We start from the raw sequence: 24,950 nt of genomic DNA, 5'->3' as shown, positions 1-24,950 counted from the left end.
TGGGAAGCGAAGTATCGGCTTTCAATAGCCGGCTGTGATTTTCATCACGGTTCGCCTGTATCTAACAGTAGACAAAAAAAGAGGGCCACAAGATGACTTGGGCCCTTATAAGTTGTGAAGGTAATTAAACCTCCAGAGGGGAACAGCTGCTGCGGTGGCACTGGGAGGAGAAGCCACCAAAGATGCATCAGCTGAGTTTGGTATGCTGCTTTTTTGGGCGCGCAACAATCATTTTCTGTGCATGACAGCCATGTCATGCACGCATCCCTGCCTATTTCTGCGGCGCACAATAAAAATGCGCCGCACAATTGTGCCGGCGCATTGGTAATATCGATGCAAAAACAGAAGGTTGGCATTCACTCGGGAAAATGCTCGGAAAATGAGCATTCGCGCGGAGCGCGCTAGAAGTTCCAGTTGCGGGCCTTGGCGACGATGTAGTCGCGGAAGACCTTGAGCTTGGCTGCGTTCTTCATCTCGTCCGGATAGCAGAAATAGGTATCGAAAGACGGGATGTCGGCGCTGATCGGCAGCTGGATGAGGCCAGGGTCGCGGCCGACGATATAGTCGGGCAGCATGGCGACGCCGATGCCGAGCAGGCAGGCGCGCTTGATCGAGGTCTGGCTGTTGATCTGCAGATGCGACACGCGCGGATTGTCGGAATCGCGGCCGGCGATCTCAAGCCAGTTCACGTCGAGCAGATAGTTCGGCGCCGGCTCGCCGAAGGTGATGATGCGGTGGTTGTCGAGATCCTCGACCGACTGCGGCTCGCCATACTTGTTGATGTAGGACGGAGCTGCATAGACGTGCATGTGCACGGTGAAGAGCTTGCGCTGGATGAGATCCGACTGCTGCGGCTGACGCAGGCGGATGGCACAGTCCGCATGGCGCATGTTCACGTCCAGTTCCTCGTTGTCGAGGATGAGCTGAACCTGCACCTCCGGGTGCAGCGACATGAATTCCTGGATCTTGTCAGTGAGCCAGCCCTGGCCGAGACCGACCGTGGTGGTAATGCGCAGCTTGCCGCTCGGCTTGTCGGTCGTCTCGCTCAGCTGGACCTTGACGCTTTCGAGCTTCATCAGCACTTCATGCGCGGTGCGATAGAGGATCTCGCCCTGTTCGGTGAGGATCAGGCCGCGCGCATGACGGTGGAACAGCTTGATGCCGACATCCTGCTCCAGCGAGCTGACCTGCCGGCTGATCGCGGACTGCGAAAGATGAAGCTTGTCTGCCGCATGGGTGAACGACCCAGCCTCGGCCGCCGCGTGAAAAATGCGCAGTTTGTCCCAGTCCAGCGACATGAAGTCCCCCATAAGAAACCACTCCGGAAGACGGGGTCCTGTCTTCCGGGCGTGGCTGATGCATCTGTTCCCACACGGGCGAGGTGCCTCAGCGGCACCACCCCGATTCGCAGCTTCTATTCGGCTGCAATTGCGACGGGCATATGACCCGCCAGGTATTTCTCGGCCTCAAGCGCTGCCATGCAGCCCATGCCGGCCGCGGTAACCGCCTGACGGTAAATGTCGTCCGTCACGTCGCCTGCGGCAAAAACGCCGGGCACGTCGGTCGCCGTCGAATCGGCTGCGGTCCAGAGATAGCCGTTGGACTTCTGCCGAAGCTTGCCTTTGAAAAGTTCGACCGCAGGCGCATGACCGATTGCGACGAACACGCCGTCAGTGACCATGTCGGAGGTTTCGCCGGTCTTGGTGTTGCGCAGCTTCACGCCGTTGACGGAAGCGGGCATAGGCGGCTTGGCCGGTGCGCCCAGGTATTCCGTGACCTCGTGATCCCAGATCACCTTGACGTTCGGCTTGGCGAACAGGCGCTCCTGCAGGATCTTCTCGGCGCGGAAGGAATCGCGACGGTGAACGACGGTCACGGTCTTGGCGAGGTTCGACAGGTAGAGCGCCTCCTCGACGGCCGAGTTGCCGCCGCCGACGACGATCACATCCTTGTTGCGATAGAAGAAGCCGTCGCAGGTGGCGCAGGCCGAGACGCCGAAGCCCATGAAGGTCGGTTCGGTCTCGATGCCGAGCCACTTGGCCTTGGCGCCGGTGGCGATGATCAGTGCGTCCGCCGTCCAGTCGTTGCCGCTGTCGGTCTTGATGCGGAACGGACGAACCGACAGGTCGACATCGGTCACGAGATCGTTGACGATCTCGGCGCCGACATGGGTCGCCTGCTTCAGCATCTGTTCCATCATCCAAGGGCCCTGGACCGGATCGGCATAGCCCGGGTAGTTTTCGACGTCCGTCGTGATCATCAACTGGCCGCCCTGTTCCATGCCGGCGATCAACACGGGCTCGAGCATGGCGCGCGCCGTATAGATGGCGGCGGTGTAGCCGGCCGGGCCGGAGCCGATGATCAGCACTTTCACGTGACGGGCAGTCATAATCTTGTCCTTCGTTCATCGGAGAGGATTGCGTCCCCATCCGATTCCATTGCGTCAATGGGAAATCGTTCCATACTTTAGGTATTCCCCACCATGACTTTCAAGAGCGCACAGCCTGATACACACAAGTGCTTGAGCCTGAAGCCCGGTTTTGCCACCAGATGACGCGCTTAAGGCACAGGGGGCGGCCCGGCATCGATCCGCGTCTCGCGCCGGAGCGCGCGGCGGCAGTGGAGCGCACTTCGTGTCGCTTCTGACGATGTCCACCTCTATTTGCACATCTGCCGGCATCGCCAACGCCGTTTTCCCGCGAATAGTCGGCCGGGCTGCTTGTTGTCCAGCGGGTTTGACGATATTTCACGCGGATTCACTTTGCTGGAGAAGCATATGGGGTTGAATGCCGGCCGTGCATGGTTGCACTGCGAACGCGCTGCGCTCGGCCACGCACCGACTCGAGACGACCTTGCCCTTGACGAGCGCGCCTTGCCGAAAATCTCGACCGAGACGATCGCGGCAGCGCCGGGATAGGGACGCATCAGTCGACGTCGCCCACGATCGGGGCAACCTCACCATCGGCAGACACAAGTTTTCGACTTTGCCTCGCGCTCAAAGTCACCACGAAAAGGACGAACGTTCATGACGAAACAAGTCGAGCTCGACGCTATCGATCTCAAGATCCTTCGCGAGCTCCAGCGTGATGGCCGGATGACCAATGTCGATCTCGCGCAAAGGGTCGGCATCTCCGCGCCGCCGTGCCTGCGGCGCGTGCGCAAGCTCGAAGAGACGGGCGTCATCAAGGGCTATCACGCACTGCTGAACGCTCCGGCGCTCGGCTTTGATCTCGTCGCCTTCTGCATGGTCGGCCTGAAGCGCCAGTCGGAAGCCGATCTCAAGGCCTTCGCCGCCGCCACCGCCGAATGGCAGATCGTCCGGCAGGCCTGGACGGTTTCCGGCGAAAGCGACTTTCTCCTGCATTGTGTCGCCGAAAACCTCACGACTTTCCAGGATTTCGTCATCGAAGTGCTGACGGCCAACGAACGCGTCGATACGGTGCGCACGATGCTGACCATTCGCCAGGTCAAGGATATCGGCCTCGTCCAGATCTAAGGCCTGCCCATGAACAAGCTTCCGCTGTCCGCCTTCATCATCTGCCAGAACGAAGAAGCCTATCTCGGCAATTGCATCGAGAGCCTCGAGCAATGCTCAGAAATCGTCATCGTCGATTCCGGTTCGACCGACGGAACGCCGGAACTCGTGCAGTCCTATATCGACAAGGGCTGGCCGATCCGTTTCCTGCATGAGCCGTGGCGGGGCTATGCCGGCCAGAAGCAGTTCGCGCTTGATCAATGCACGCAGCCCTGGTGCTTCAACATCGATTCCGACGAACGCCTGGACGAACCGCTGAAGGCGCTGCTGCCGTCACTGCTCGATGCGCCACCGGAGACGGTTGGCTGGCGCGTCGCGCGCAGGCCCTACCTGATCGGCTACGGCTACACGCCGGAGCGCGCGCACGAGCGACGGAACCTGCGGCTGATCCGCCAGGGCAGGGGCCGCTACGACCTCAATCAGAAGGTCCACGAAGGCATCGTGCCGGATGGCGCGGTCGGCGCTGCCCCCAAGGGCAGTCTGCTGCACTACCGGCCGCTGATCATCGACGAGCAGATCCTCAAGGAAAACAAGTACTCGACGCTCAAGGCCGACCAGCAGTTCGCCGCCGGCAAGTCGGCGCGGCCCTACAAGATGCTGTTCAGCCCGCCGCTCTATTTCCTCCGGCTCTATTTCCGTAACGGCCTGTGGCGCTGCGGCTTTCCAGGCTTCATCGAGGCGATGACGGGGGCGGTCTACGCTTTCCTGACTGCCGCCAAGATCTATCAGAGGCACGCGCTGAAACGCCACCCGAACCATGACGACATGGATCGGCGGCAGAACCAGCGGTGAGGTTTCCATGAAAGTCATGCATTTTCACTTCGGCAAGGACGGCGGCGCTGAGCGCTTCTTCGTCCACCTGGTCAACGCGCTCGGCGAGCGCGGGGTCGAGCAGACCTCGGTCATCCGGCCGGGACGCATCTGGCGGAAGGACATCGAGGGCGCGACGCGCATCATCGAAAGCAACTTCCGCAACCTGTCGCTCGATCGCATTCTCTTGCCGATGAAGGTCAGCAGCATGGCGCGGCGCGAAAAGCCCGACGCGCTCTTTGCCTGGATGCCGCGCGCCAGCCGCCTGATGCCCAACTACAAGGGCTGCATCAAGATCTCGCGTCTCGGCGACTATCCGCTACGGCTCGACTACTTCCGCAACACCGATTGCCTCGTCTGCAACACGCCGGGCATCGCCGAGCATGTGCGCAAGATCGGCTGGAAGCGCGACGTCGAGGTGATTTCCAACTTCACCGGAACCGAGCGGGTCGCGCCGATCAGCCGCGCAACGCTCGACACACCTGAAAACGTGCCTGTGGTCATGTCGATGGGGCGCTTCGTTCCGCGCAAGGGTTTCCACACCCTGATCCAGGCGATCGCCAAGGTGCCGGATGCCTATCTCTGGCTGGTGGGTGACGGCGAGGAGCGGGCAAACCTGGAAAAGCTCGCTGCCGACCTCGGCGTGTCGAAGCGCGTTCGCTTTGCCGGTTGGCAGAAGGACACGCGGCCTTTCCTTGCTGCTTCGGATATCTTCGTCATGGCATCGAGCCATGAGCCGCTCGGCAACGTTATCCTCGAGGCCTGGGCGCAAGGCACGCCTGTCGTGTCCAGCCGATCGGAAGGACCGCAATGGTTCATGCGCGACGGCGAAAACGGCTTGATGGTCGATATCGGTGACGCCGACGGCTTTGCCCAGGCGATCGACCGGATCGCGGGCGATCCCTCGCTGGGCGAACGTCTTGCCGAACGCGGCCATGAGACGCTGATGAACCAGTTCTCGAAGCAGGCGATTACCGACGCCTATCTGAAACTCTTCGCTTCGAAGCGCTAAGAGAGTTTAGTGCGGGGCTGCCACGCGGTGGCAGCCTGTCAGGGACGCATCAGGCGTTCATAGACGGCGTTGATCGCGCGGGCCTCGCCCTCGATCGCAAAAGATGCGCGGGTTAGGCCTAGACCGTTGGCGCCAGCCAAGCTCCGGCGGTGATCATCGTCCATGAAGCCGGCAGTCGCCTCGACCATCGCCTGCAGATCGTTGGCGGCGATCACCGTGCCGGTTTCCTGCTCGCCGACGACGACCAGTTCCGAAAATGCGCCGACATCGGTTGCGATGACGGGCACGCCCGTTGCCATCGCTTCGAGCGGCGTCAGCCCGAAACCTTCCCAGCGTTGCGGCGCAACGAAAAGGTCGAGCGCGCGGTACCAGTCCGGAATGTTGGTATGTTCACCAACGAAACGGATTCGATCGGTAAGCCCGGCCTTTACAACCCGCTCTTTCAGTTCGTTCTCGAACGCCACGTGCGGGCCGGTCGCGCGACCGGCGACGATGGCACTCCAGCCGGGCCGGCACGGCAAAAGCGCAATCATGCTATCGACGAAGAGATCGGTGCCCTTCTGCTTGCGCACTCGCCCGAAGCAGCCGACATATTTTTGCGCCGGATCCAGGCCGAGCGCGGCCTTGGCCGCACCTGCGTCGGCCGGTGGCTGGAAGCGCTTGGTGTCGATGCCGTGAAGGATGACCGTGTTCGGCACCTGCAAATAGGCGGAGGTCTTGCCGCTCGTCGCGATCACCGCGTCCATGCGCGAAATCAGGAACTTGCTCCAGCCGGTGTGGCGGCGCTGAGAAGCGGAGGTGAAGACGATCTTCAGCTTCATGCCGAGCAGGTCGCGCAGCACGATCGCCGGCAGCATCTCGACATTGCGGCGCGCATGCCAGACCCGGCAGGGCCGTCCGTCCGGTGCACTCCACAGACGCAGAAGATCGCGGAAGCGGATCGAGGGCAGGGTGTCAGGTAGGCCCGGACCAAGCACGGCGATCTTTTCGCCGAGCGCGCGCTGGATCGGAATCAACTGGATGATGGTAGACGTCACGCCCGAGAGACGACGCTTGAAATTGGGAGCGATGACCTCGACGTTCCGGATATCGGCCACGAAAGCGCACTCCTTGCGCGAGCAATGATCGTCTTTGGGAGAAAGAGAAAAGGGGGCGAAGGAAGACTTCGCCCCTGTCTGGGGCTGATCAGCCCCAGTTGACGGCAAGAATCTCGTAGGCCTTGGAACCGCCGGGGGCGTTCACTTCGATGGAATCGCCAACTTCCTTGCCGATCAGCGCGCGGGCGATCGGCGACGAGATCGAGATGCGGCCGGCCTTCACGTCGGCTTCCTGGTCGCCAACGATCTGGTAGGTCTTTTCCTCTTCAGTGTCTTCGTCGACGAGCTTCACCTTGGCGCCGAACTTGATCTTGGAGCCGGACATCTTCGAGAGATCAATGACTTCCGCGCGGGCGATCAAGTCTTCGAGCTCGGTGATGCGGCCTTCGTTGTGGCTCTGCGCTTCCTTGGCAGCGTGGTACTCGGCATTTTCCGACAGGTCGCCATGTGCACGGGCTTCGGCAATCGCCTCGATGATTCGCGGTCGTTCTTCCTGCTGGCGCCAGCGCAGCTCCTCCTGCAGGTTGACGAATCCGCCCTGGGTCATCGGCACTTTTTCGACCATTTCAATGTCCTTCATCAAGCACGAGGCGCCGCCCTTTGGGCGGCGCCAACGCAAAAGAAAACGGTCTCCGGCGCGCAAACGCCGGAACCGTCCGAAACTTCGAACCTTCGTTATAGCAGAAACGGAAGCGCGAAAGCCAGATATTTCGCCGTCGTCCACCGAACCCTGAAATGCCGCTGCAACTTGTGGGGGAGGCGACGGGGTGGCAAGCTGCGCAGAAAGCGCTTTACCTCAACTGCGGTTGAGGTCGTAACAGAAGTGTTCCGAAGAGATAGCACGAGGAACGTTGGGCATGGTTCTGGCGAGGGACGAAACGAAGGCAGGCGAAGGCGATACCGCACTTCAGGAGGACGGCCGCTGGAGCGAACTGCTGCGGCCAGACTATCTGGCGACGACGGCTGCCCTTTGCCTCGGAGTCGCGTTGTTCGCCTTCAACGAGTTTTTCGTAGCGACCGCGCTGCCCACAGCCGTCGAAGAGATCGGCGGCGCTACGCTGTTGTCCTGGGCCGTCACGCTCTATCTCGTCTTTGCCATTCTCGGCGGCGCTGTTGCCGCCACGCTCAAGTCCAGGTTTGGCGCACGCGGGACGCTGATTGCGGCCGCGCTCATCTTTGTCGTCGGCACCCTCGTCGCGACTGCCGCCGGCAGCATGCCGCAGGTCCTCGCCGGTCGTGTGTTTCAAGGATTCGGCGAGGGGATCATTGCAGCGGTCTGCTACGCGCTGATCCCCGAACTCTTCCCGCCGCGCCTGGTCCCGAAGGTATTCGGAGCCGAGGCCATCGTCTGGGCAACGGCGGCCTTTGGCGGCCCGCTCGTATCCGGCTTCCTGACGGAATACTGGTCATGGCGGGCGGCCTTCGCCGTCAATGTTCCCGCAACCGTCATCTTCGTCGCGCTCGTTCTGTTGATCGTGCCGGCACGCAAGGTGCCATCGAGCGACACGCCTCGCCCAATTCCGCTTCTGCGGCTAACCGTGGTCGGTTCCGGCATATTGCTGATATCGGTCTCAAATACGGCGAGCAGCGTCCCCCTGATGGCGGCGGCGCTGGCAACGGCGCTGACCATCCTCTGGGCGGCCGTCGCAACAGACCGCCGGGCAGAGCATTCGATCCTGCCCGCCGGTGCTTTTCAGCTCACAAAACCGCTCGGCACCGGGCTTTGGGTGGTGCTGCTGATGCCCCTCGCTCAGGCGTCCGGCTCGGTATATCTCATCTACGGCCTGCAACATGTCTGGAGTTTCAGCCCTACGGCCGCTGGCTTTTCCGCAGCACTGATGGCGATATCCTGGAGCGTGACCGCAATCGCCGTCGCAAGCCTGCACTCTCACGCTCTGCGCGTGAAGTTGATCCCTGCGGGTCCAGCGCTTCTCAGTCTCGGGCTTGCTGGCCTGATGGTCGCCTTCGCGATCGACGATTACCGGCTGGTCTTCCCGAGCCAGATCGCCGTTGGCGCAGGGTTCGGCATATCGTGGGGCACGCTCAGCCAACTGATGATGGACGTCTCCTTGCGAGGAGAGCGGGACAAGACCTCGGCGTTTCTGCCGACATTGCAGTCGGCCGGTTATGCGATCGGCGCGGCGATCTGCGGGCTGACGGCCAATCTTCGCGGTTTCGACGAGCAGGCGAACGTTGCCACGATGCACGCCGCCTTGTTCACGGTCTTCGTCGTCGCGTTCCTGATCTCCACGGCTTCTCTGTATTTGGGTGTCAGAACCGTGCGGCTCGCAGCGAGCCACGCGCGTCGTGATCGGGGCAGAACGGCTGCCGAGGCCCTGGCGGCAGACTGATCAGTGCGATCAAGCGCAGGATGGCTGTTCCCGCGCTTTGCTCTTGGTACTGCTTCAGGCTGCAGCTGACAGAGACGCGCCGACGTGGCGGCGGGCAAGCAACGCCCGCTGTTCGGCGCCGCGGCCGATGGAGGGCACGATCGTTGCCAGCAGCTTGCGGTTGCTGGAGAGGACCTGGACCTTCAACGAACCATAATCCGCATCGCGACCGATCTTGTCCGCGACCCGCTGGCCGTAATAGAGGGCCGATCCCTCGTCGAAATGGCAGATACCGTCTTCATCGACGAAGTGCTCGTCGCCCCACAGCAAATCAAAGAAATAGAGTTGCACGATCTTGCCCCATGTCGCGCCCGCCGGCGAAGCCGCCGATCTCTCTGTGCGCAGGGTCATAGAAACATGTGCTGGGGGAATACAGGCTGAACCGGTCGTTCATGCGGCGTTCAGCGGAGAGCGGGCTGTTGAAGCACAACAGTCCTCGGGCATGACGGCGGCGCGCGAAGGTTTCGCGCGCCGCTCTCGTTCTTAGGCCTTGAAGTAGCTCTGCAGCGGGCGCACTTCGAGGCTGCCGGCCTTCAGAGCCTTGATGGCATGGGCAGCCGCTTCCGCACCCGACATGGTCGTGTAGTAGGGCACCTTCTGCATCAGTGTCGCGCGACGCAGCGACTTGGAGTCCGAGATCGCCTTGTTGCTGTCGGTGGTGTTGAAGACGAGCTGGACGTGACGGTTACGGATCGCGTCCTCGACATGCGGACGGCCTTCCTGGACCTTGTTGATCTTGGTGGCGGCAATGCCGTGTTCACCGAGGAAGCGGGCCGTGCCGCCCGTCGCCATCACCTTGAAGCCGATATCGACGAGGATGCGGATTGCCGGCAGCACACGGGTCTTGTCCTCGTCGCGCACCGAAACGAACACCGTTCCATCGCGCGGCAGGTCGACGCCGGCGCCGAGCTGCGACTTGGCGAAGGCGAGCGCATAGTCGGTGTCGAGGCCGATGACTTCGCCGGTCGAGCGCATTTCCGGGCCGAGCAGGGTGTCGACGCCGGGGAAGCGTGCAAACGGGAAGACCGCTTCCTTGACGGCGATGTGCTTGAGGTTGCGCGGATCCGGCTTTTCGCCATAGGCGGCGATCGCGACATCGAGCGCTTCGCCTGTCATGACGCGGGCGGCGATCTTGGCGATCGGCGCGCCGATGGTCTTGGCGACGAAGGGCACGGTGCGCGAGGCGCGCGGGTTCACTTCAAGCACGTAGATGGTGCCGTCCTTGATGGCGAACTGCACGTTCATCAGGCCGCCAACATTGAGCGCCTTGGCGAGGGCCGCCGTCTGGCGCTCGAGTTCGTCGACCATGTCCTTGTCGAGCGTGTGAACCGGCAGCGAGCAGGCGCTGTCACCCGAGTGGATGCCGGCTTCCTCGATGTGCTCCATGATGCCCGAAACGAACACGTCCTTGCCGTCGCAGAGGCAGTCGACGTCCACTTCCGTTGCGTTCGTCAGGTAGCTGTCGAAGAGCAGCGGGTTCTTGCCGAGCAGGGTGTTGATCTGACCGGTCTTGTCGTTCGGATAGCGCTGCTTGATGTCTTCGGGAACGAGGCCCGGAACCGTGTCGAGCAGGTAGCTCTGCAGCATGCTTTCCGAATGGATGATCTGCATGGCGCGGCCGCCGAGAACGTAAGACGGGCGCACGACCAGCGGGAAGCCGATCTCGGCAGCGACGAGGCGAGCCTGCTCGACCGAGTAGGCGATGCCGTTGTTCGGCTGGTTGAGGTCGAGTTTCATCAGGAGCTTCTGGAAGCGGTCGCGGTCTTCGGCAAGGTCGATCGCGTCAGGCGCGGTGCCAAGGATCGGGATGCCGTTCTTTTCGAGCGCTTCGGCGAGCTTCAGCGGCGTCTGGCCACCGAACTGCACGATGACGCCGACGAGTTCGCCCTTTTCCTGCTCGGCGCGCATGATCTCGATCACGTCTTCGGCCGTCAGCGGCTCGAAGTAGAGGCGATCGGAGGTGTCGTAGTCGGTCGAAACCGTCTCCGGGTTGCAGTTGATCATGATCGCTTCATAGCCGGCATCCTTCAGCGCGAAGGCGGCGTGGCAGCAGCAGTAGTCGAACTCGATGCCCTGGCCGATGCGGTTGGGACCGCCGCCGAGGATGACGACCTTCTTGCGCTCGGAAACCTCGGCTTCCGAGCGAGCGGCGCCGACGAAGGGCGTCTCGTAGGTCGAGTACATGTAGGCGGTCGGCGAGGCGAACTCGGCAGCGCAGGTGTCGATGCGCTTGTAGACCGGGCGGACATTGAGCGCATTGCGCAGTTCCGCCACTTCCTTCGGGCGCTTGCCACCGAGCGTTGCCAGGCGGGCATCGGAGAAGCCCATGGCCTTCAGCATGCGCAGGTTCTCGGCATCGACAGGCAGGCCATGCTCGCGGATGCGCGCTTCCATGTCGACGATCGCCTTGAACTGGGCGATGAACCACGGATCGATCTTGCTCGCCTCGTGGACTTCCTCTTCGCTCATGCCAAAGCGCAGCGCCTGGGCAACCATGCGCAGGCGGTCCGGGGTCGGCGTGCCGATCGCGGCACGAATGGCGTTACGGCCATCGCCGTTCTCGTCCATGTCGGGGATTTCGATTTCGTCGAGGCCGGTAAGGCCGGTCTCAAGGCCACGCAGCGCCTTCTGCAGCGATTCGGCAAAGGTGCGGCCGATCGCCATGACTTCGCCGACCGACTTCATCGCCGTTGTGAGAACCGGCGAGGCGCCAGGGAACTTCTCAAAGGCAAAACGCGGGATCTTGGTGACGACGTAGTCGATCGACGGTTCGAACGAGGCCGGGGTCGCGCCGCCGGTGATGTCGTTGTCGAGTTCGTCGAGCGTGTAACCGATGGCGAGTTTCGCGGCGATCTTGGCGATCGGGAAGCCGGTCGCCTTCGACGCCAGAGCCGAAGAGCGCGAAACGCGCGGGTTCATTTCGATGACGACGAGACGGCCGTCCTTCGGATTGACGGCGAACTGAACGTTCGAGCCGCCAGTCTCGACGCCGATCTCGCGCAGAACCGCGATCGAGGCATTGCGCATGATCTGGTATTCTTTGTCGGTCAGCGTCAGCGCCGGGGCAACGGTGATCGAATCACCGGTGTGCACGCCCATCGGGTCGATGTTTTCGATCGAGCAGATGATGATGCAGTTGTCCGCGGTGTCGCGGACCACTTCCATCTCGTATTCCTTCCAGCCGAGCACCGATTCTTCGATCAGCACTTCGGTGGTCGGCGACGCATCGAGGCCACTGCCGACGATGTCGAAGAATTCCGTGCGGTTATAGGCAATGCCGCCGCCAGTACCGCCGAGCGTAAACGACGGACGGATGATCGCGGGCAGGCCGACATCGTCGAGCGCCTGCGCGGCAATTGCCATCGCATGGTTCATGTAGCGCTGCTTGCGGTCGCCTTCGCCAAGGTTCCACTGGTTCTCGAGGTCGTCGAGCGCCTTGTCGAGCTCCGCGCCCGAAAGCCGGCTCTTCAGTTCGGCGCGCTCGGCCTCGTGCGTCTTGCGGTCATGGTCCTTGATGTCGGTGGCGTTGGCGAGACGCGACTTCGGCGTCTCCAGGCCGATCTTTGCCATGGCTTCGCGGAAGAGGGCGCGGTCTTCGGCCTTGTCGATGGCATCCGGCTTGGCGCCGATCATCTCGACATTGTAGCGGTCGAGAACGCCCATGCGGCGCAGCGACAGCGCCGTGTTGAGCGCGGTCTGGCCACCCATGGTCGGCAGCAGCGCGTCCGGGCGCTCCTTTGCGATGATCTTGGCGACGACCTCAGGGGTGATCGGCTCGACATAGGTTGCGTCGGCAAGGCCCGGATCGGTCATGATCGTTGCCGGGTTGGAGTTGACGAGGATGACGCGGTAGCCTTCCTCCTTCAGCGCCTTACAGGCCTGGGTGCCGGAATAGTCGAATTCGCAAGCCTGACCGATGACGATCGGCCCCGCGCCGATGATAAGAATGGACTTGATATCTTGGCGCTTCGGCATGGTCGATCATCCGTTTCTAGCTGCGCGAAAAACCGGCCGAGGTGGGAGGTCACCGGCCGGGCACGCATTGATGGGTCTTTTCAGGCTAGAAGCGGCTTATAGGCAAATGTTTCTGCAAGCGAAACCCCGAAAATTCCGGAATCGACAGGAACCAGCCATATTTGCGCACCTCTGGCCACGCAGCGCGCTCTGCGCGCGGCGAAACAGTGCTGCGAATGTCAGGCGCGGCCGGGGATGACGAGAACCTTGACCTCTCCGGCGGCCGGCGGATGCGCAATGACGTCGGCCGCTTCGCCGAGCGTTACCCGCCGCGAAATCAGCTTGTCGACCTCGATGGCGCCGGTGGCGACAAGGTCTGCCGCACGGCGGTGGACGAAGGGGTTGATGAAGGATCCGAGCACCCGCAGTTCGCGAAAGAGAATGTCGAACGGTTCGATTTCCACGGTCTCGCCCTTCGGCATGACGCCGAGAATCACGACGGTTCCACCGGCCCTGGCAAGCCGTGTCGACTGCCTGACGGTTTCGGCAACGCCGGCGCACTCGATGACGATATCGACCCCGCCGGGAACGAGCCCGGTGTCGCCGGCGATCTGCTCGACGATATTGGCAGAGGAAGGATCGACCGTCGCCGTCGCGCCGACCTCTTCGGCAAGGCGGCGCTTGGCCGCCTGCCTTGTCGACAGGATAACCGTTGTCGCGCCGGCGAGACGGACGAGCTGCACCACCAACAGGCCGATCACGCCGCCGCCGAGAACGACGACGGAGGAGCCGGCGCGGATGCCCGCGATATCCACGCCATGCAGGCAGCAGGCAAGCGGCTCGCAGAAGGCGCCATGCACGGGATCGAGGCTCAGTGGTATTTCATGTGCCTGCTTGCGCGGCATCACCACATATTCGGCAAAACCACCGTCGCGATGGATGCCGATCGCCCGGAGATTGCGGCAGAGATTGATGCGCCCGGCACTGCATTGCGGACAGGTGCCACAGGCGATGTTGGGATCGCCGGTGATTCTGGCGCCGATTGCGATATCGGAAACACCGCTTCCGACGGCCTCGACGATGCCGCAGAATTCGTGGCCGAGCGTGACTGGCGGGCTGGAGGGGAATTCGCCGTGCAGCAGATGCCTGTCCGTACCGCAGACGCCGCAGGCCTCGACGCGTACCAGCAGATCGACAGGGCCGGGCGAGGGCTTTGGCACTTCTACGACCCGCAACTGACCGATACCTTCGAGCCGCAATGCCTTCATCACCGTGCCTCCTCGCCCCTGCACGATTGCGAATAGGACCGGCAAAGCGGGTTTGCGTCAAGGCGGTCGCGGTTGCTCAAAGCGGACGGCTGATGAGTCCAGCTGCCCGCTTGCCGTCGGCGCTTTTGCGATCTGCCCGTCGCAGCAGAAAGATTGGTGAGATCGCGAACTTACGGGTCGCGATTGCGTTTTACAACGACGTTAGGGCCGTCTTATAAAAGAGCAAACCGACAACGCCTTTCAGAGGCCGGGAGGACAGATCATGGAATGGAAGGGCCGCCGCCAATCCGACAATATCGAAGACCAGCGCGGCGCGAGCCCCGGCGGCGGAAATCCGTTCGGGCGCGGTGGCGGCTTTCGCATGCCGACCGGTGGCGGTGGCATGCGGCGCGCCGGCGGCGGCATGAGCTTCGGCACGATCATCTTCCTCGTCGTCCTCTACTTCATCCTCAAGGCCATGGGCATCGACATGCTGCAGGTGCTGGAAGGCGGCGGTGGCCAGGTGCAGATGCCGGGATTCGAGCAGAGCGACGGCTCGCCGGCGCCGCAGGGCACGGCTCAGGAAGAGGAAATGAAGCAGTTCATGGCGACGGTGCTTGCCGAGACCGAAGACACCTGGAACGGCATCTTCCAGGCGAACGGCCAGCAGTATGAGGAGCCGAAGATGGTGCTCTTCCGTGGCCAGGTGCGTTCTGCCTGCGGCTTTGCTTCGGCCGCCTCCGGGCCGTTCTATTGCCCCGGCGACCGCAAGGTCTATCTCGACATGAGCTTCTTCGACGAACTCGCGCAGAAGTTCGATGCGGCCGGCGATTTCGCCCAGGCCTATGTGGTCGCGCATGAGGTCGGCCACCATGTCCAGAACCTGATCGGCGTGCTGCCGAAGTTCAACCAGATGCGCCAGTCGATGAGCGAGACCGAAGCCAACCAGATGTCGGTGCGCGTCGAGCTGCAGGCGGATTGCTTCGCCGGCGTCTGGGGCAAGTACACCCAGCAGAAGGGCCTGCTCGAACAGGGCGACCTTGAAGAGGCGCTGAATGCCGCCACGCAGATCGGCGACGACACGCTGCAAAAGCGCATGCAGGGCTATGTCGTTCCCGAAAGCTTCAACCACGGCACGTCCGAACAACGCATGCGCTGGTTCAAGCGCGGCTTCGACAGCGGCAAGATGACGGCCTGCGATACGTTCTCGGGCGCGGTTTGATTTCTTTCAACCGGAATCAACGAAAGGGCCGGCTCGACAGCCGGCCCTTTCGTTTGTGGCTTAGCGCTCGCTGTCCATATGGGCGAGCTGGGCCTCCGGATAGCGCGCCCCGGCTGCGGCATTCTTCGGGACCGCCTGTTCGATCACCGCCAGATCGTCTGCACTGAGATGGACGTCGCGCGACGCCAGCGCCTCCGCCAGTCGATCGCGCCGCCGCGCGCCGACGAGCGGTATGATGTCCTTGCCCTTGGCCGCGACCCAGGCGATCGCGATCTGCGCGACTGATACGCCCTTGCCATCGGCGATCTGCCTCAAAGCGTCGACGAGGGCGAGGTTCCGGTCGATATTGCCTTCCTGAAACCGTGGGCTCATGGCGCGGAAGTCGCCCTTGGCGGCCGCACCTTTCTGCCAGTGGCCACTGATCAGTCCACGTGAAAGCACGCCGTAGGCGGTGATGCCGATACCGAGTTCGCGGCAGGTCGGCAGGATCTGGTCCTCGATCCCGCGTGAAATCAGCGAATACTCGATCTGCAGGTCGACGATCGGATGCACGGCGGCCGCACGCCGGATGGTCTCGGCCCCAACTTCCGAGAGGCCGATGTGCCTGACGTAACCGGCCTTCACCAGATCGGCTATTGCGCCGATGGTGTCCTCGATCGGCACATCCGGGTCGAGGCGGGCAGGGCGGTAGACGTCGATATGGTCAATGCCGAGCCGCTGCAGCGTGTAGGCGAGAAAGTTGCGAACGGCCTTGGGGCGGCAATCGTAGCCGGACCAGTTCCCGGCGGCATCGCGCAACGCGCCGAATTTCACGCTCAGCAGCGCCTTGTCGCGCTTCCCGTCTTTCAGCGCCTCGCCGATCAGCATCTCGTTGTGACCCATGCCGTAGAAATCGCCGGTGTCGAGCAACGTGATGCCGGCCTCCAGCGCGGCATGGATCGTAGCAATGCTTTCGGCTCGGTCCGCGGGGCCGTACATGCCGGACATGCCCATGCAGCCGAGGCCGAGCGCCGAAACCGAGGGACCGGTCTTTCCGAGTGAAACGTAATCCATCTTCGTTCTCCTTCGACAAGGCCGAAAAACAGCCGGCCGCTTGCTCTGTGTTCTGTTTACTTCGTTCGGCGCCGTGCGATAATCCGATCTCAACCGAACGACTTGTACGAAATTCCGCACAATGAACGATTTGCCGCTTGCCGACCTTGATGCCTTCACTGCTGTTGCCGCAGCCCGCAGCTTTCGCGCGGCTGCGAAGAAGCGCGGCGTTTCCGCGTCGGCGCTGAGCGAGGCGCTCCGCCGTCTTGAAGCGAAACTGCAGGTGCGCTTGCTCAACCGCACGACACGCAGCGTGACCCTGACGGAGGCGGGTACGCGGCTGCTTGACCGGTTGACGCCGGCGCTCGGCGAGATCGCCGGCGCGCTCGATCAGGTCAACGAGATGCGCGACAGTCCGGCGGGAACGTTGAAACTGAACGTTCCGACCATCGTCGCCCGCGAAATACTACCACCGATCATCGGCCGGTTCTTGCGCGAGCACCCGGCAATTTCGCTGGAGGTGACGGCGGATGACGGCTTCGTCGATGTCCTCGCCGCAGGCTTTGACGCCGGCATCCGCTACGAGGAACGCGTCGAGCGTGACATGATCGCCATCCCGATCGGGCCGAGCCGCCAGCGTTACGTTACGGCCGCGGCACCGGACTATCTCGCCAGGTGCGGTGTGCCCGGCCATCCGCGCGACCTGCTTGAACACGCCTGCATTCGCCACCGCTTCGCCAGCGGCTTCTCGCTTCCCTGGGAGTTCGGCGAGGGCGAGGCGGCGCTGACGATCGCGCCGCCGGCCGTCGTCACCGCCAACACGATCGATCTCGAACTCGGGGCGGCCATCGACGGTCTTGGCGTGATCCGGACCTTCGAGGAGTTCATCGCGCCTGCGGTTGCCGCACGGCGCCTGGTGCCGATCCTTGAGGCGTGGACGACGAGCTTCTCCGGCCCGCTTCTCTATTATGCAAGCCGCAAGCACATGCCGGCGCCGTTGCGCGCCTTCGTCGACTTTCTGAAGCGCGAACAGCGGCGGGACCATCGCTGAGGCACAGGCTGTACGCTGCCTGACGTATCAACCATTGCGATAGTCCCATCAGATAATTTGAGACGTTCACGGATTGTTTCGTGCGAAATGATCCGTTACACCTAAATTGGTAGCGTTGTTCACGTTCTGTCTCTTTTCCCGGGGCAGGCCGCCGGGGAGGGATCGCATGCGCGACGAGAAATTTGTGCGACGCGGCCTGTTCCTCGTCTACCTCATTCTGTTTCTCGATATCATCGGCATCGCGATCATCGTGCCGGTGCTGCCGGCCTACCTCGAAGAATTGACGGGCGCCAATGTCAGCGAGGCGGCGATCGACGGCGGATGGCTGCTGCTCGTCTATGCGGCCATGCAGTTTCTCTTCGCGCCGCTGATCGGCAATCTCAGCGACCGCTTCGGCCGCCGCCCGGTGCTGCTCGCATCGGTCTTCACCTTCGCGCTCGACAATCTCATCTGCGCGCTCGCCACCAGCTACTGGATGCTGTTCATCGGCCGCGTGCTCGCGGGCATCAGCGGCGCGAGCTTCGGCACGGCATCGGCCTACATTGCCGACATCAGCCACGACGGAAATCGCGCCAAGAATTTCGGGCTGATCGGCATTGCCTTTGGTACCGGCTTCGCGCTCGGGCCGGTGCTTGGCGGTCTGCTTGGCGAACTCGGCCCGCGGGTCCCGTTCTACGGCGCGGCAGCGCTGTCCTTCGTCAACTTTATCCTTGGCGTATTCCTGCTGCCCGAGACACTCGACAGCGCCAACCGCCGCCGGTTCGAGTGGAAACGCGCCAACCCGCTCGGCGCCCTCAAGCAGATGCGCAATTACCCCGGCATCGGCTGGGTGGGGCTGGTGTTCTTTCTCTTCTGGCTTGCCCATTCGGTCTATCCGGCCGTCTGGTCCTTCGTTTCCAGCTACCGCTACGGCTGGAGCGAGGGGCAGATCGGACTTTCGCTCGGGATCTTCGGTATCGGCGGTGCCTTCGTCATGGCCGTCATCCTGCCGCGCGTGGTGCCGCGGCTTGGGGAGTGGCGCACGGCCGTGCTCGGCCTGACCTTCACCGCGCTCGGAGCCATCGGCTATGCCGGCGCCTGGCAGGGGTGGATGATCTATGCGGTGATCATCGCGACCGCGCTCGAAAGCCTCGCCGATCCGCCGCTGCGCAGTATCGCCGCGGCCCACGTGCCGCCGTCGGCCCAAGGCGAGCTTCAGGGCGCGCTGACCAGCATCGGCAGCATCACCACGATCATCGGTCCGCTGATCTTCACCCAGGCCTTCGGCTATTTCACCAGCCCTGCCGCGCCCGTCGCCTTTGCCGGCGCGCCCTATGCACTCGCCAGTTGCTTCCTCGTCGGCGCGCTTATCGTGTTCTTCCTGAAGATACCGAGAAGCAGGGCGGTCGGACCACAGGGCGCGGAGAACGTCGAGCCGGCCGACGCCGCAGCGCCGGAAGAGCCAGAGGCGATGGAGCGGCCGCGACTGCACGGAAATTGATCAATTTCCGTGATCTATCGATGAAAGTTTGAGCAACCTCGCCCTTGCGGCTGGCTCTTTGCCCGACGGTATTCTATTTCCGGATTCCTCCCCCCGATCTTCGGTTGCGGCCCGGGGCCGCATTGACTGCCAGGAATCTGCCATGCTGACCGCGAATGCGAGCCCGATATCGTTGACGACCGACAATTCCTGGCGGACGCACTATCGCGCGAGCTTCTATCTGGGCGTGCCGTTCATCGGTGCGCAGCTGGCGCAGCTCGCCATCAACACGACGGACGTCCTGATGGTCGGCAAGCTCGGCGCCACCGAGCTCGCGGCCATCATCCTGGCGACCCAGATGTATTTCACCGTCTATGTTTTCGGCAACGGATTTGCCAATGCGGTGGTGCCGATGGCGGCACAGGCCGTCGGTCGCGGCGACAAGGTTTCGGTGCGCCGCTCGGTGCGCATGGGCATGTGGGTGGTGATGCTTTACGGCCTTCTGACTGCGCCCATCCTCTGGATGGCCGAGCCGATCCTGCTATTTGCCGGCCAACAGCCCAAGGTCGCAGCGCTTGCGGGAGAATATGTCCGCATCGCGCAATGGGCAATCTTCCCCGGCCTCATCTTCATGGTGCTGAGGGCGTTCCTGAGTGGCCTGGAGAGGGCCGGGATCATTCTCTACGTCACGCTGGCGACGCTCGTGCTCAATGCCGCGCTCTGCTACGTGCTGATCTTCGGCCACTTCGGCTTCCCGCAACTCGGCATCTTCGGTGCGGCGGTTGCAGCGCTTGGCGTCGCCGTGCTCGGCGCGGCGCTGACGATTGCCTATATCAAGAGCAAGCCGGAGCTCAACCAGTACGAACTCTTCGTCCGCTTCTGGCGGCCCGACTGGGTTGCCTTCCGTGAAGTCGTTTTTCTCGGAATTCCGATTTCGCTGACGATCCTTGCCGAGGTCAGCCTCTTCACTGTCGCCTCGCTGCTGATGGGCACGATCGGTACGGTCGAACTTGCGGCCCACGGCATCGCCCTGCAATTCGCCTCGATCGCCTTCATGATCCCGTTGGGGCTGGCGCAGGCGGCCACGGTGCGCGTGGGTCTCTCCTATGGCCGCGGTGACCTCCTGGGCGTCAGGCGCGCGGCGATCGCTTCGCTGGTGCTCGGCGCTGGCTTTGCCATGGTCGGCAGCGCCATCTTCGCATTCTTCCCGAGCCAACTGGCCGCCCTTTATCTCGACACCGCCCGCCCTGATGCTGCAGCAGTGCTTGCCTTCGCAGCGCCGCTCATCGTGATCGCCGGCGCATTCCAGCTCGTCGACGGCATGCAGGCGATCGCCGCCGGCATGTTGCGCGGCCTCAAGGATACCAAGGTGCCGATGCTGCTGGCCTTGATTTCCTATTGGCCGATCGGCTTCGTCTGCGCCTGGGCCTTCGCTTTTCTGTTCAATTTCGGCGGGATCGGCGTCTGGTTCGGCTTCGTGCTCGGCCTTGCCGCAGCTGCGGTGCTGCTGAACTGGCGCTTTTTCCGGATGCTGGGCACATTGGAGGCCAAAGCCGCTGCCAAGCAGGTGGCAGAGTAACAAGGCGAACGCGGGGCTGCCGAACGCAAAGAAAAAGCCGGACGGGCAGGGGATGCCGTCCGGCTTACAATGGCGGTCGCCTCAGGGGAAGGGAACGACGGCCGCTTACTACCACGCTTCGTTTACGAAGCTTTGGAACCGCTAGACGTTGAAACCGTCGAGCCGTTCCGAACCCTGGCGATCGCGCTGGAGGTCGCGTATCGTCCGGGCAAAGTCGATCAAGAATACGAGACTGGTGACCGCTGCCGCGATCATGAACAGGGTGGCCATAGTGCCCTCCATCAACGGAAGATCTTCTGGGTCGCGTAGCGCTCGCGCCGGTCACGGGACTCGTTGCGCAGTCCATGTATCGTCGCAAAGATCATCGCGAAAAACATCGCCATCGAAAACAGAGCAAGTCCCATAGCCGTAATCCTTTCGCATCCTAAACGGCGGTACGTTCAAAAAAGTTCCGTTGTTACTGGCGCTACACTTAACGTCTTTGGTGTGAAGCACCGTTGAACATGGCATTCATCTAGCATTCATTCTTTCTGGCCCGCTGTTTCCCAGGGAACAGGGCCAAGCGCCGTACAACTCTTGCGATCCGTCGCCGTCCGTGACAAAAGGCTTCACCAAACGGAAACAGGTGCGATGACCACGGCATTTTATCCCGGCTCCTTCGATCCGATGACGAACGGGCATCTCGACGTGCTCGTGCAGGCGCTGAACGTGGCGGCGAAAGTCATCGTTGCAATCGGCATCCATCCGGGCAAGGCGCCGCTCTTTTCCTTCGACGAACGCGCCGAACTCATCCGCCGTTCGCTCCAGGAATTTCTGCCGGACAGGGCAGGCGACATCGACGTCGTCTCCTTCGACAATCTGGTCGTCGATGCGGCCCGCGAGCGCGGCGCGAAGCTTTTGGTGCGCGGCCTTCGCGACGGCACCGACCTCGACTACGAGATGCAGATGGCCGGGATGAACCGGCAGATGGCGCCGGATATCCAGACCTTGTTCTTGCCGGCAGGCACGGCATCACGGCCCATTACGGCCACATTGGTCCGCCAGATCGCGGCCATGGGCGGCGACGTCAGTGCCTTCGTGCCCAAGTCCGTTTACGAAGCACTGCAGGCCAAACGCCGCCCCTGACGGGCGGCCCCAATTCACCACGCAGGGAGAAATCATGAAAATCCTCCACCTCGCTTTCGCCGGCGCCATCGCGCTTGCTTCCTTTACGGGAACGGCGTTTGCACAATCGGCAGACAACTTCCTGACGATCACGCTCAAGGACGGCCCGGTCGTCGTCGAGCTGCGCCCCGACATCGCACCGAAGCATGTCGAGCAGATCAAGGCGCTGGCCGCCGCCGGTGAATACGACAACGTCGCGTTCCACCGCGTGATCAAGGGCTTCATGGCCCAGACCGGCGACGTGCAGTATGGCGACATGGAAAACGGCTACCAACCGCAGGCTGCCGGTACCGGCGGTTCGTCGCGTCCGGATATTCCGGCGGAGTTCTCGGACGTTCCGTTCGAGCGCGGCACGGTCGGCATGGCCCGCTCGCAGGACCCGAACAGCGCCAATTCGCAGTTCTTCATCATGTTCGCCCCGGGCGACTTCCTCAACGGCCAGTACACGGTCGTCGGCAAGGTCGTCTCCGGCATGGAGAACGTCGACAAGATCAAGCTCGGCGACGACGCCAACAACGGCTCCGTCACCGATCCCGACCGCATGATCAGCGTCAAGGTCGGCAAGTAAAATCAACAGAAGGAGAAAACCCATGGCCGAGATCAAGGATCCGGAAAACACGATCATCCTGGAGACCACCAAGGGCCAGGTCATCATCGAGCTTCTGCCTGATGTCGCTCCGGGGCACGTCGCCCGCATCAAGGAACTGGCCCGCGAAGGCGCCTACGACGGCGTGGTGTTCCACCGCGTGATCGAGGACTTCATGGCTCAAACCGGCGACGTCCAGTACGGCAAGACCGGCGGCGAGCATTTCAACCCGGCTCGCGCCGGCATGGGCGGCTCCTCCAAGCCGGACCTGAAGGCCGAATTCTCGAACGTCAGCCACGTTCGCGGTACGTGCTCGATGGCCCGTAGCCAGATGCCGAACTCGGCCAACTCGCAGTTCTTCATCTGCTTCACCGATGCGCCTTGGCTCAACAAGCAGTACTCCGTTTGGGGCCAGGTCATCGAAGGCATGGAAACGATCGACAAGATCAAGCGCGGCGAGCCGGTGCGTGATCCAGACTCGATCGTCACGATGCGGGTTGCCGCAGACGCCTGATTTGCGCTAATGCACGAACCCGCCCCGGTCGCCAACTGCGCCGGGGCGGGTTTTTCTTTGTCTGAAGATAACGATGCGCGTAGACCTGTTCGACTTCGACCTCCCGGAAACCTCGATTGCGCTTCGGCCCGCAAGCCCGCGCGACAGCGCCCGCATGCTCGTGGTGCGTCCCGATAGCGCCGACGTACTGGCGGACAAGGGCGTGCTCGACCTGCCGTCGTTCCTCAGGGAAGGCGACGCGCTTGTCTTCAACGACACCAAGGTGATTCCGGCCCAGCTCGAAGGCATCCGCCGGCGCGGCGAAGAGATCGCGACGCAGGTATCGCTGACGCTGCATATGCGGGTCGCACCCGATCGCTGGAAGGCTTTCGCCCGCCCGGCACGGCGCCTCAAGGTCGGCGACCGCATTGCCTTCGGCCACGGCGGCTCGAGCTGCTTTCTCGGAACGCTCGACGCGACCGTCGAGGAAAAGGGCGATGCCGGCGAAGTGACGCTGCGCTTCGATCTCTCCGGTCCCTCGCTCGACGAGGCGATCATGGCGGTCGGCCACATTCCCTTGCCGCCCTACATCGCCTCCAAGCGCGCCGAAGATGCGCAGGACCGTGCCGACTACCAGACCATGTATGCCCGCGAGGAAGGCGCCGTTGCGGCGCCGACCGCTGGGTTGCATTTTAGCGACCGCCTGTTCGCCAAGCTCGACGAGGCCGGCATCGAACGGCATTTCGTGACGCTGCATGTGGGCGCGGGCACGTTCCTGCCGGTCAAGGCGGATGATACCGACGACCACGTGATGCACCAGGAGATCGGCCACGTCGACGCCCGCACGGCCGAAAAGCTCAATGCCGTCAAGGCGAGGGGCGGCCGCATCGTCTGCGTCGGCACGACCTCACTGCGGCTGATCGAAAGCGCCACCTCGGAAGACGGCACTGTCAAGTCCTGGTCCGGTCCGACGGGGATCTTCATCACGCCCGGTTACCGCTTCCGCGCGGTTGACATGTTGATGACCAATTTCCACCTGCCGAAATCGACGCTGTTCATGCTCGTTTCGGCCTTCAGTGGCCTGGACACGATGCGCGCGGCCTACACGCATGCGATCGAAACCGGCTACCGCTTCTATTCCTATGGCGACGCCAGCCTGCTTTTCCGGAAAGACTAGATGACCGAGACCTTCCAGTTCAAGCTTCTCAAGACCGATGGCAAGGCCCGTCGCGGCGAAGTGTCCATGCCGCGCGGCACGATCCGCACGCCGGCCTTCATGCCGGTTGGTACCGTTGGTACGGTCAAGGCGATGTACCTCGACCAGGTCAAGGATCTCGGCGCCGACATCATTCTCGGCAACACCTACCATCTGATGCTGCGTCCAGGCGCGGAGCGCGTCGCGCGCCTTGGCGGTCTGCATGGGCTGATCCGCTGGCAGGGCCCGATCCTCACCGATAGTGGCGGCTTTCAGGTCATGTCGCTTGCCGGCCTTCGCAAGCTCGACGAGCAGGGCGTCACCTTCAAGAGCCATGTCGACGGCGCGCTCTTCCACATGTCGCCGGAGCGCTCGATCGAGATCCAGGGCTTGCTCGACAGCGATATCCAGATGCAGCTCGACGAATGCGTGGCGCTGCCGGCCGAGCCAAAGGAAATCGAGCGCGCGATGGAAATGTCGCTGCGCTGGGCCGAGCGCTGCAAGGTCGCGTTTGGCGACCAGCCGGGCAAGGCGATGTTCGGCATCGTGCAGGGCGGAGATATCCCGAAGCTGCGCGAGCGTTCGGCCGAAGCGCTGAAGGGGCTGGACCTCAAGGGCTATGCGGTTGGCGGGCTCGCCGTCGGCGAGCCGCAGGAGGTGATGCTGCGCATGCTCGACATTACCTGCCCGATCATGCCGGTGGACAAGCCCCGTTACCTGATGGGCGTCGGTACGCCTGACGACATCCTGCGCTCGGTCGGTGAGGGCATCGACATGTTCGACTGCGTGATGCCGACCCGCTCGGGACGCCACGGCCTTGCCTTCACGCGCCACGGCCGCATCAACCTGCGCAACGCGCGCCACGCCGAAGACATGCGCCCGCTCGACGAGCAGTCCTCGTGCCCGGCAACGCGCGACTATTCGCGTGCCTACCTGCACCATCTGATCCGCTCGAACGAATCGCTCGGCGGCATGCTGCTCAGCTGGAACAATCTGGCCTACTATCAGGAACTGATGGCCGGCATCCGGCTGGCGATCGACGAAGGCCGCTTCGCCGACTTCATGGCCGAAACCCAGGAAACTTGGCGGCGAGGGGACCTTCCCCCCGTCTGATGGCCGCCAAC

At 62.8% G+C, this 24,950-nt stretch carries 23 protein-coding genes; 13 read left to right on the top strand and 10 right to left on the bottom strand.

The annotated features are described in order from the left end of the window. Positions 1–401 precede the first annotated feature (401 nt). Both M2267_RS10100 and trxB read right to left on the bottom strand, forming a co-directional pair. The gene (locus tag M2267_RS10100) at positions 402–1,298 is read right to left on the bottom strand and encodes a LysR family transcriptional regulator VtlR (RefSeq protein WP_043614622.1); all 897 of its coding nucleotides are present in this window, start codon (positions 1,296–1,298) and stop codon (positions 402–404) included. Between the two features lie 116 nt (positions 1,299–1,414). Next, complete coding sequence (gene trxB / locus M2267_RS10095) at positions 1,415–2,389, bottom strand: thioredoxin-disulfide reductase (protein WP_034791290.1); 975 nt, start codon at positions 2,387–2,389, stop codon at positions 1,415–1,417. A 636-nt stretch (positions 2,390–3,025) separates the two neighbouring features. Between trxB and M2267_RS10090 the strand changes: the two genes are divergently transcribed. Genes M2267_RS10090 through M2267_RS10080 form a run of 3 tightly spaced genes read left to right on the top strand, consistent with a single transcriptional unit; the run spans position 3,026 to position 5,357 of the window. Beyond that, positions 3,026–3,496, top strand: a complete 471-nt coding sequence (locus M2267_RS10090) for an Lrp/AsnC family transcriptional regulator (protein ID WP_043614306.1) — start codon at positions 3,026–3,028, stop codon at positions 3,494–3,496. Positions 3,497–3,505: 9 nt separating this feature from the next. Further along, a complete protein-coding gene (locus M2267_RS10085; RefSeq protein ID WP_429114377.1) occupies positions 3,506–4,327 on the top strand; it encodes a glycosyltransferase family 2 protein in 822 nt (273 codons plus the stop codon). 7 nt (positions 4,328–4,334) lie between these two features. After that, on the top strand, positions 4,335–5,357 hold the full coding sequence (locus M2267_RS10080; RefSeq protein ID WP_429114374.1) for a glycosyltransferase: 1,023 nt from the start codon (positions 4,335–4,337) through the stop codon (positions 5,355–5,357). Positions 5,358–5,395: 38 nt separating this feature from the next. Here M2267_RS10080 and M2267_RS10075 read toward each other — a convergent pair whose 3' ends face one another. Together M2267_RS10075 and greA are read right to left on the bottom strand one after the other, a co-directional pair. Then, the gene (locus M2267_RS10075) at positions 5,396–6,454 is read right to left on the bottom strand and encodes a glycosyltransferase family 4 protein (protein ID WP_429114372.1); all 1,059 of its coding nucleotides are present in this window, start codon (positions 6,452–6,454) and stop codon (positions 5,396–5,398) included. A gap of 88 nt (positions 6,455–6,542) precedes the next feature. Then, a complete protein-coding gene (gene greA / locus M2267_RS10070; protein WP_034791305.1) occupies positions 6,543–7,019 on the bottom strand; it encodes a transcription elongation factor GreA in 477 nt (158 codons plus the stop codon). A gap of 292 nt (positions 7,020–7,311) precedes the next feature. Here greA and M2267_RS10065 point away from each other — a divergent pair, with 292 nt between their 5' ends. Further along, positions 7,312–8,805, top strand: coding sequence for an MFS transporter (locus tag M2267_RS10065; protein WP_429114369.1), 1,494 nt, complete (start codon positions 7,312–7,314; stop codon positions 8,803–8,805). A 54-nt stretch (positions 8,806–8,859) separates the two neighbouring features. Here the strand turns inward: M2267_RS10065 and M2267_RS10060 are convergent, their stop codons facing one another. The 3 genes from M2267_RS10060 to M2267_RS10050 form a co-directional block, all read right to left on the bottom strand. After that, positions 8,860–9,195, bottom strand: coding sequence for a hypothetical protein (locus tag M2267_RS10060; RefSeq protein WP_429114366.1), 336 nt, complete (start codon positions 9,193–9,195; stop codon positions 8,860–8,862). A gap of 132 nt (positions 9,196–9,327) precedes the next feature. Beyond that, positions 9,328–12,819 (bottom strand): carbamoyl-phosphate synthase large subunit, encoded by a 3,492-nt coding sequence (gene carB, locus M2267_RS10055; protein ID WP_429114364.1) that lies wholly within the window; start codon positions 12,817–12,819, stop codon positions 9,328–9,330. Between the two features lie 218 nt (positions 12,820–13,037). Further along, positions 13,038–14,066, bottom strand: coding sequence for a zinc-dependent alcohol dehydrogenase family protein (locus tag M2267_RS10050; protein WP_429114361.1), 1,029 nt, complete (start codon positions 14,064–14,066; stop codon positions 13,038–13,040). A gap of 262 nt (positions 14,067–14,328) precedes the next feature. On the opposite strand from M2267_RS10050, the gene ypfJ reads away from it, so the two are divergent. Continuing rightward, positions 14,329–15,267, top strand: coding sequence for a KPN_02809 family neutral zinc metallopeptidase (ypfJ, locus tag M2267_RS10045; protein WP_043614325.1), 939 nt, complete (start codon positions 14,329–14,331; stop codon positions 15,265–15,267). Positions 15,268–15,327: 60 nt separating this feature from the next. On the opposite strand, the gene M2267_RS10040 is transcribed toward ypfJ, so the two are convergent. Then, complete coding sequence (locus tag M2267_RS10040; protein ID WP_429114358.1) at positions 15,328–16,320, bottom strand: aldo/keto reductase; 993 nt, start codon at positions 16,318–16,320, stop codon at positions 15,328–15,330. A 121-nt stretch (positions 16,321–16,441) separates the two neighbouring features. Between M2267_RS10040 and M2267_RS10035 the strand changes: the two genes are divergently transcribed. The 3 genes from M2267_RS10035 to M2267_RS10025 all read left to right on the top strand — a co-directional run bounded on the left by M2267_RS10035 (position 16,442) and on the right by M2267_RS10025 (position 20,388). Further along, positions 16,442–17,350 carry a LysR substrate-binding domain-containing protein gene (locus M2267_RS10035; protein WP_429114355.1) on the top strand — a complete coding sequence of 303 codons (909 nt, stop codon included), beginning with the start codon at positions 16,442–16,444 and terminating at the stop codon, positions 17,348–17,350. A gap of 166 nt (positions 17,351–17,516) precedes the next feature. Beyond that, a complete protein-coding gene (locus M2267_RS10030; protein ID WP_429114352.1) occupies positions 17,517–18,830 on the top strand; it encodes a TCR/Tet family MFS transporter in 1,314 nt (437 codons plus the stop codon). Between the two features lie 142 nt (positions 18,831–18,972). Then, positions 18,973–20,388, top strand: coding sequence for an MATE family efflux transporter (locus tag M2267_RS10025; protein ID WP_429114349.1), 1,416 nt, complete (start codon positions 18,973–18,975; stop codon positions 20,386–20,388). Positions 20,389–20,529: 141 nt separating this feature from the next. On the opposite strand, the gene M2267_RS10020 is transcribed toward M2267_RS10025, so the two are convergent. Together M2267_RS10020 and M2267_RS10015 are read right to left on the bottom strand one after the other, a co-directional pair. Next, positions 20,530–20,658: a hypothetical protein gene (locus tag M2267_RS10020; protein WP_256364279.1), complete on the bottom strand. Its 129-nt coding sequence runs from the start codon at positions 20,656–20,658 to the stop codon at positions 20,530–20,532. Positions 20,659–20,669: 11 nt separating this feature from the next. Continuing rightward, a complete protein-coding gene (locus M2267_RS10015) occupies positions 20,670–20,792 on the bottom strand; it encodes a hypothetical protein (RefSeq protein WP_255380879.1) in 123 nt (40 codons plus the stop codon). 226 nt (positions 20,793–21,018) lie between these two features. On the opposite strand from M2267_RS10015, the gene coaD reads away from it, so the two are divergent. From coaD to tgt, 5 genes are all read left to right on the top strand, one after another. Then, positions 21,019–21,513, top strand: coding sequence for a pantetheine-phosphate adenylyltransferase (gene coaD, locus M2267_RS10010; protein WP_043614335.1), 495 nt, complete (start codon positions 21,019–21,021; stop codon positions 21,511–21,513). A 34-nt stretch (positions 21,514–21,547) separates the two neighbouring features. Further along, a complete protein-coding gene (locus M2267_RS10005; protein WP_043614338.1) occupies positions 21,548–22,120 on the top strand; it encodes a peptidylprolyl isomerase in 573 nt (190 codons plus the stop codon). 22 nt (positions 22,121–22,142) lie between these two features. Beyond that, the gene (locus M2267_RS10000; RefSeq protein ID WP_043614341.1) at positions 22,143–22,652 is read left to right on the top strand and encodes a peptidylprolyl isomerase; all 510 of its coding nucleotides are present in this window, start codon (positions 22,143–22,145) and stop codon (positions 22,650–22,652) included. 73 nt (positions 22,653–22,725) lie between these two features. Beyond that, on the top strand, positions 22,726–23,808 hold the full coding sequence (queA, locus tag M2267_RS09995; protein WP_429114342.1) for a tRNA preQ1(34) S-adenosylmethionine ribosyltransferase-isomerase QueA: 1,083 nt from the start codon (positions 22,726–22,728) through the stop codon (positions 23,806–23,808). Further along, a complete protein-coding gene (tgt, locus tag M2267_RS09990; RefSeq protein WP_043614346.1) occupies positions 23,809–24,939 on the top strand; it encodes a tRNA guanosine(34) transglycosylase Tgt in 1,131 nt (376 codons plus the stop codon). Positions 24,940–24,950 lie beyond the last annotated feature (11 nt).

Origin of the sequence: Ensifer sp. KUDG1, assembly GCF_050434285.1 — a bacterium.
GTDB lineage: Bacteria > Pseudomonadota > Alphaproteobacteria > Rhizobiales > Rhizobiaceae > Ensifer.
This window is presented reverse-complemented; position numbering and strand designations above follow the sequence as displayed.

Coding starts and splice junctions, on each gene's coding strand:
- M2267_RS10100 (WP_043614622.1), bottom strand. CDS start 1,298: ATGTCGCTGGACTGGGACAAACTGCGCATTTTTCACGCGGCGGCCGAG.
- trxB (WP_034791290.1), bottom strand. CDS start 2,389: ATGACTGCCCGTCACGTGAAAGTGCTGATCATCGGCTCCGGCCCGGCC.
- M2267_RS10090 (WP_043614306.1), top strand. CDS start 3,026: ATGACGAAACAAGTCGAGCTCGACGCTATCGATCTCAAGATCCTTCGC.
- M2267_RS10085 (WP_429114377.1), top strand. CDS start 3,506: ATGAACAAGCTTCCGCTGTCCGCCTTCATCATCTGCCAGAACGAAGAA.
- M2267_RS10080 (WP_429114374.1), top strand. CDS start 4,335: ATGAAAGTCATGCATTTTCACTTCGGCAAGGACGGCGGCGCTGAGCGC.
- greA (WP_034791305.1), bottom strand. CDS start 7,019: ATGGTCGAAAAAGTGCCGATGACCCAGGGCGGATTCGTCAACCTGCAG.
- M2267_RS10065 (WP_429114369.1), top strand. CDS start 7,312: ATGGTTCTGGCGAGGGACGAAACGAAGGCAGGCGAAGGCGATACCGCA.
- M2267_RS10060 (WP_429114366.1), bottom strand. CDS start 9,195: ATGACCCTGCGCACAGAGAGATCGGCGGCTTCGCCGGCGGGCGCGACA.
- carB (WP_429114364.1), bottom strand. CDS start 12,819: ATGCCGAAGCGCCAAGATATCAAGTCCATTCTTATCATCGGCGCGGGG.
- M2267_RS10050 (WP_429114361.1), bottom strand. CDS start 14,066: ATGAAGGCATTGCGGCTCGAAGGTATCGGTCAGTTGCGGGTCGTAGAA.
- ypfJ (WP_043614325.1), top strand. CDS start 14,329: ATGGAATGGAAGGGCCGCCGCCAATCCGACAATATCGAAGACCAGCGC.
- M2267_RS10040 (WP_429114358.1), bottom strand. CDS start 16,320: ATGGATTACGTTTCACTCGGAAAGACCGGTCCCTCGGTTTCGGCGCTC.
- M2267_RS10035 (WP_429114355.1), top strand. CDS start 16,442: ATGAACGATTTGCCGCTTGCCGACCTTGATGCCTTCACTGCTGTTGCC.
- M2267_RS10030 (WP_429114352.1), top strand. CDS start 17,517: ATGCGCGACGAGAAATTTGTGCGACGCGGCCTGTTCCTCGTCTACCTC.
- M2267_RS10025 (WP_429114349.1), top strand. CDS start 18,973: ATGCTGACCGCGAATGCGAGCCCGATATCGTTGACGACCGACAATTCC.
- M2267_RS10020 (WP_256364279.1), bottom strand. CDS start 20,658: ATGGCCACCCTGTTCATGATCGCGGCAGCGGTCACCAGTCTCGTATTC.
- M2267_RS10015 (WP_255380879.1), bottom strand. CDS start 20,792: ATGGGACTTGCTCTGTTTTCGATGGCGATGTTTTTCGCGATGATCTTT.
- coaD (WP_043614335.1), top strand. CDS start 21,019: ATGACCACGGCATTTTATCCCGGCTCCTTCGATCCGATGACGAACGGG.
- M2267_RS10005 (WP_043614338.1), top strand. CDS start 21,548: ATGAAAATCCTCCACCTCGCTTTCGCCGGCGCCATCGCGCTTGCTTCC.
- M2267_RS10000 (WP_043614341.1), top strand. CDS start 22,143: ATGGCCGAGATCAAGGATCCGGAAAACACGATCATCCTGGAGACCACC.
- queA (WP_429114342.1), top strand. CDS start 22,726: ATGCGCGTAGACCTGTTCGACTTCGACCTCCCGGAAACCTCGATTGCG.
- tgt (WP_043614346.1), top strand. CDS start 23,809: ATGACCGAGACCTTCCAGTTCAAGCTTCTCAAGACCGATGGCAAGGCC.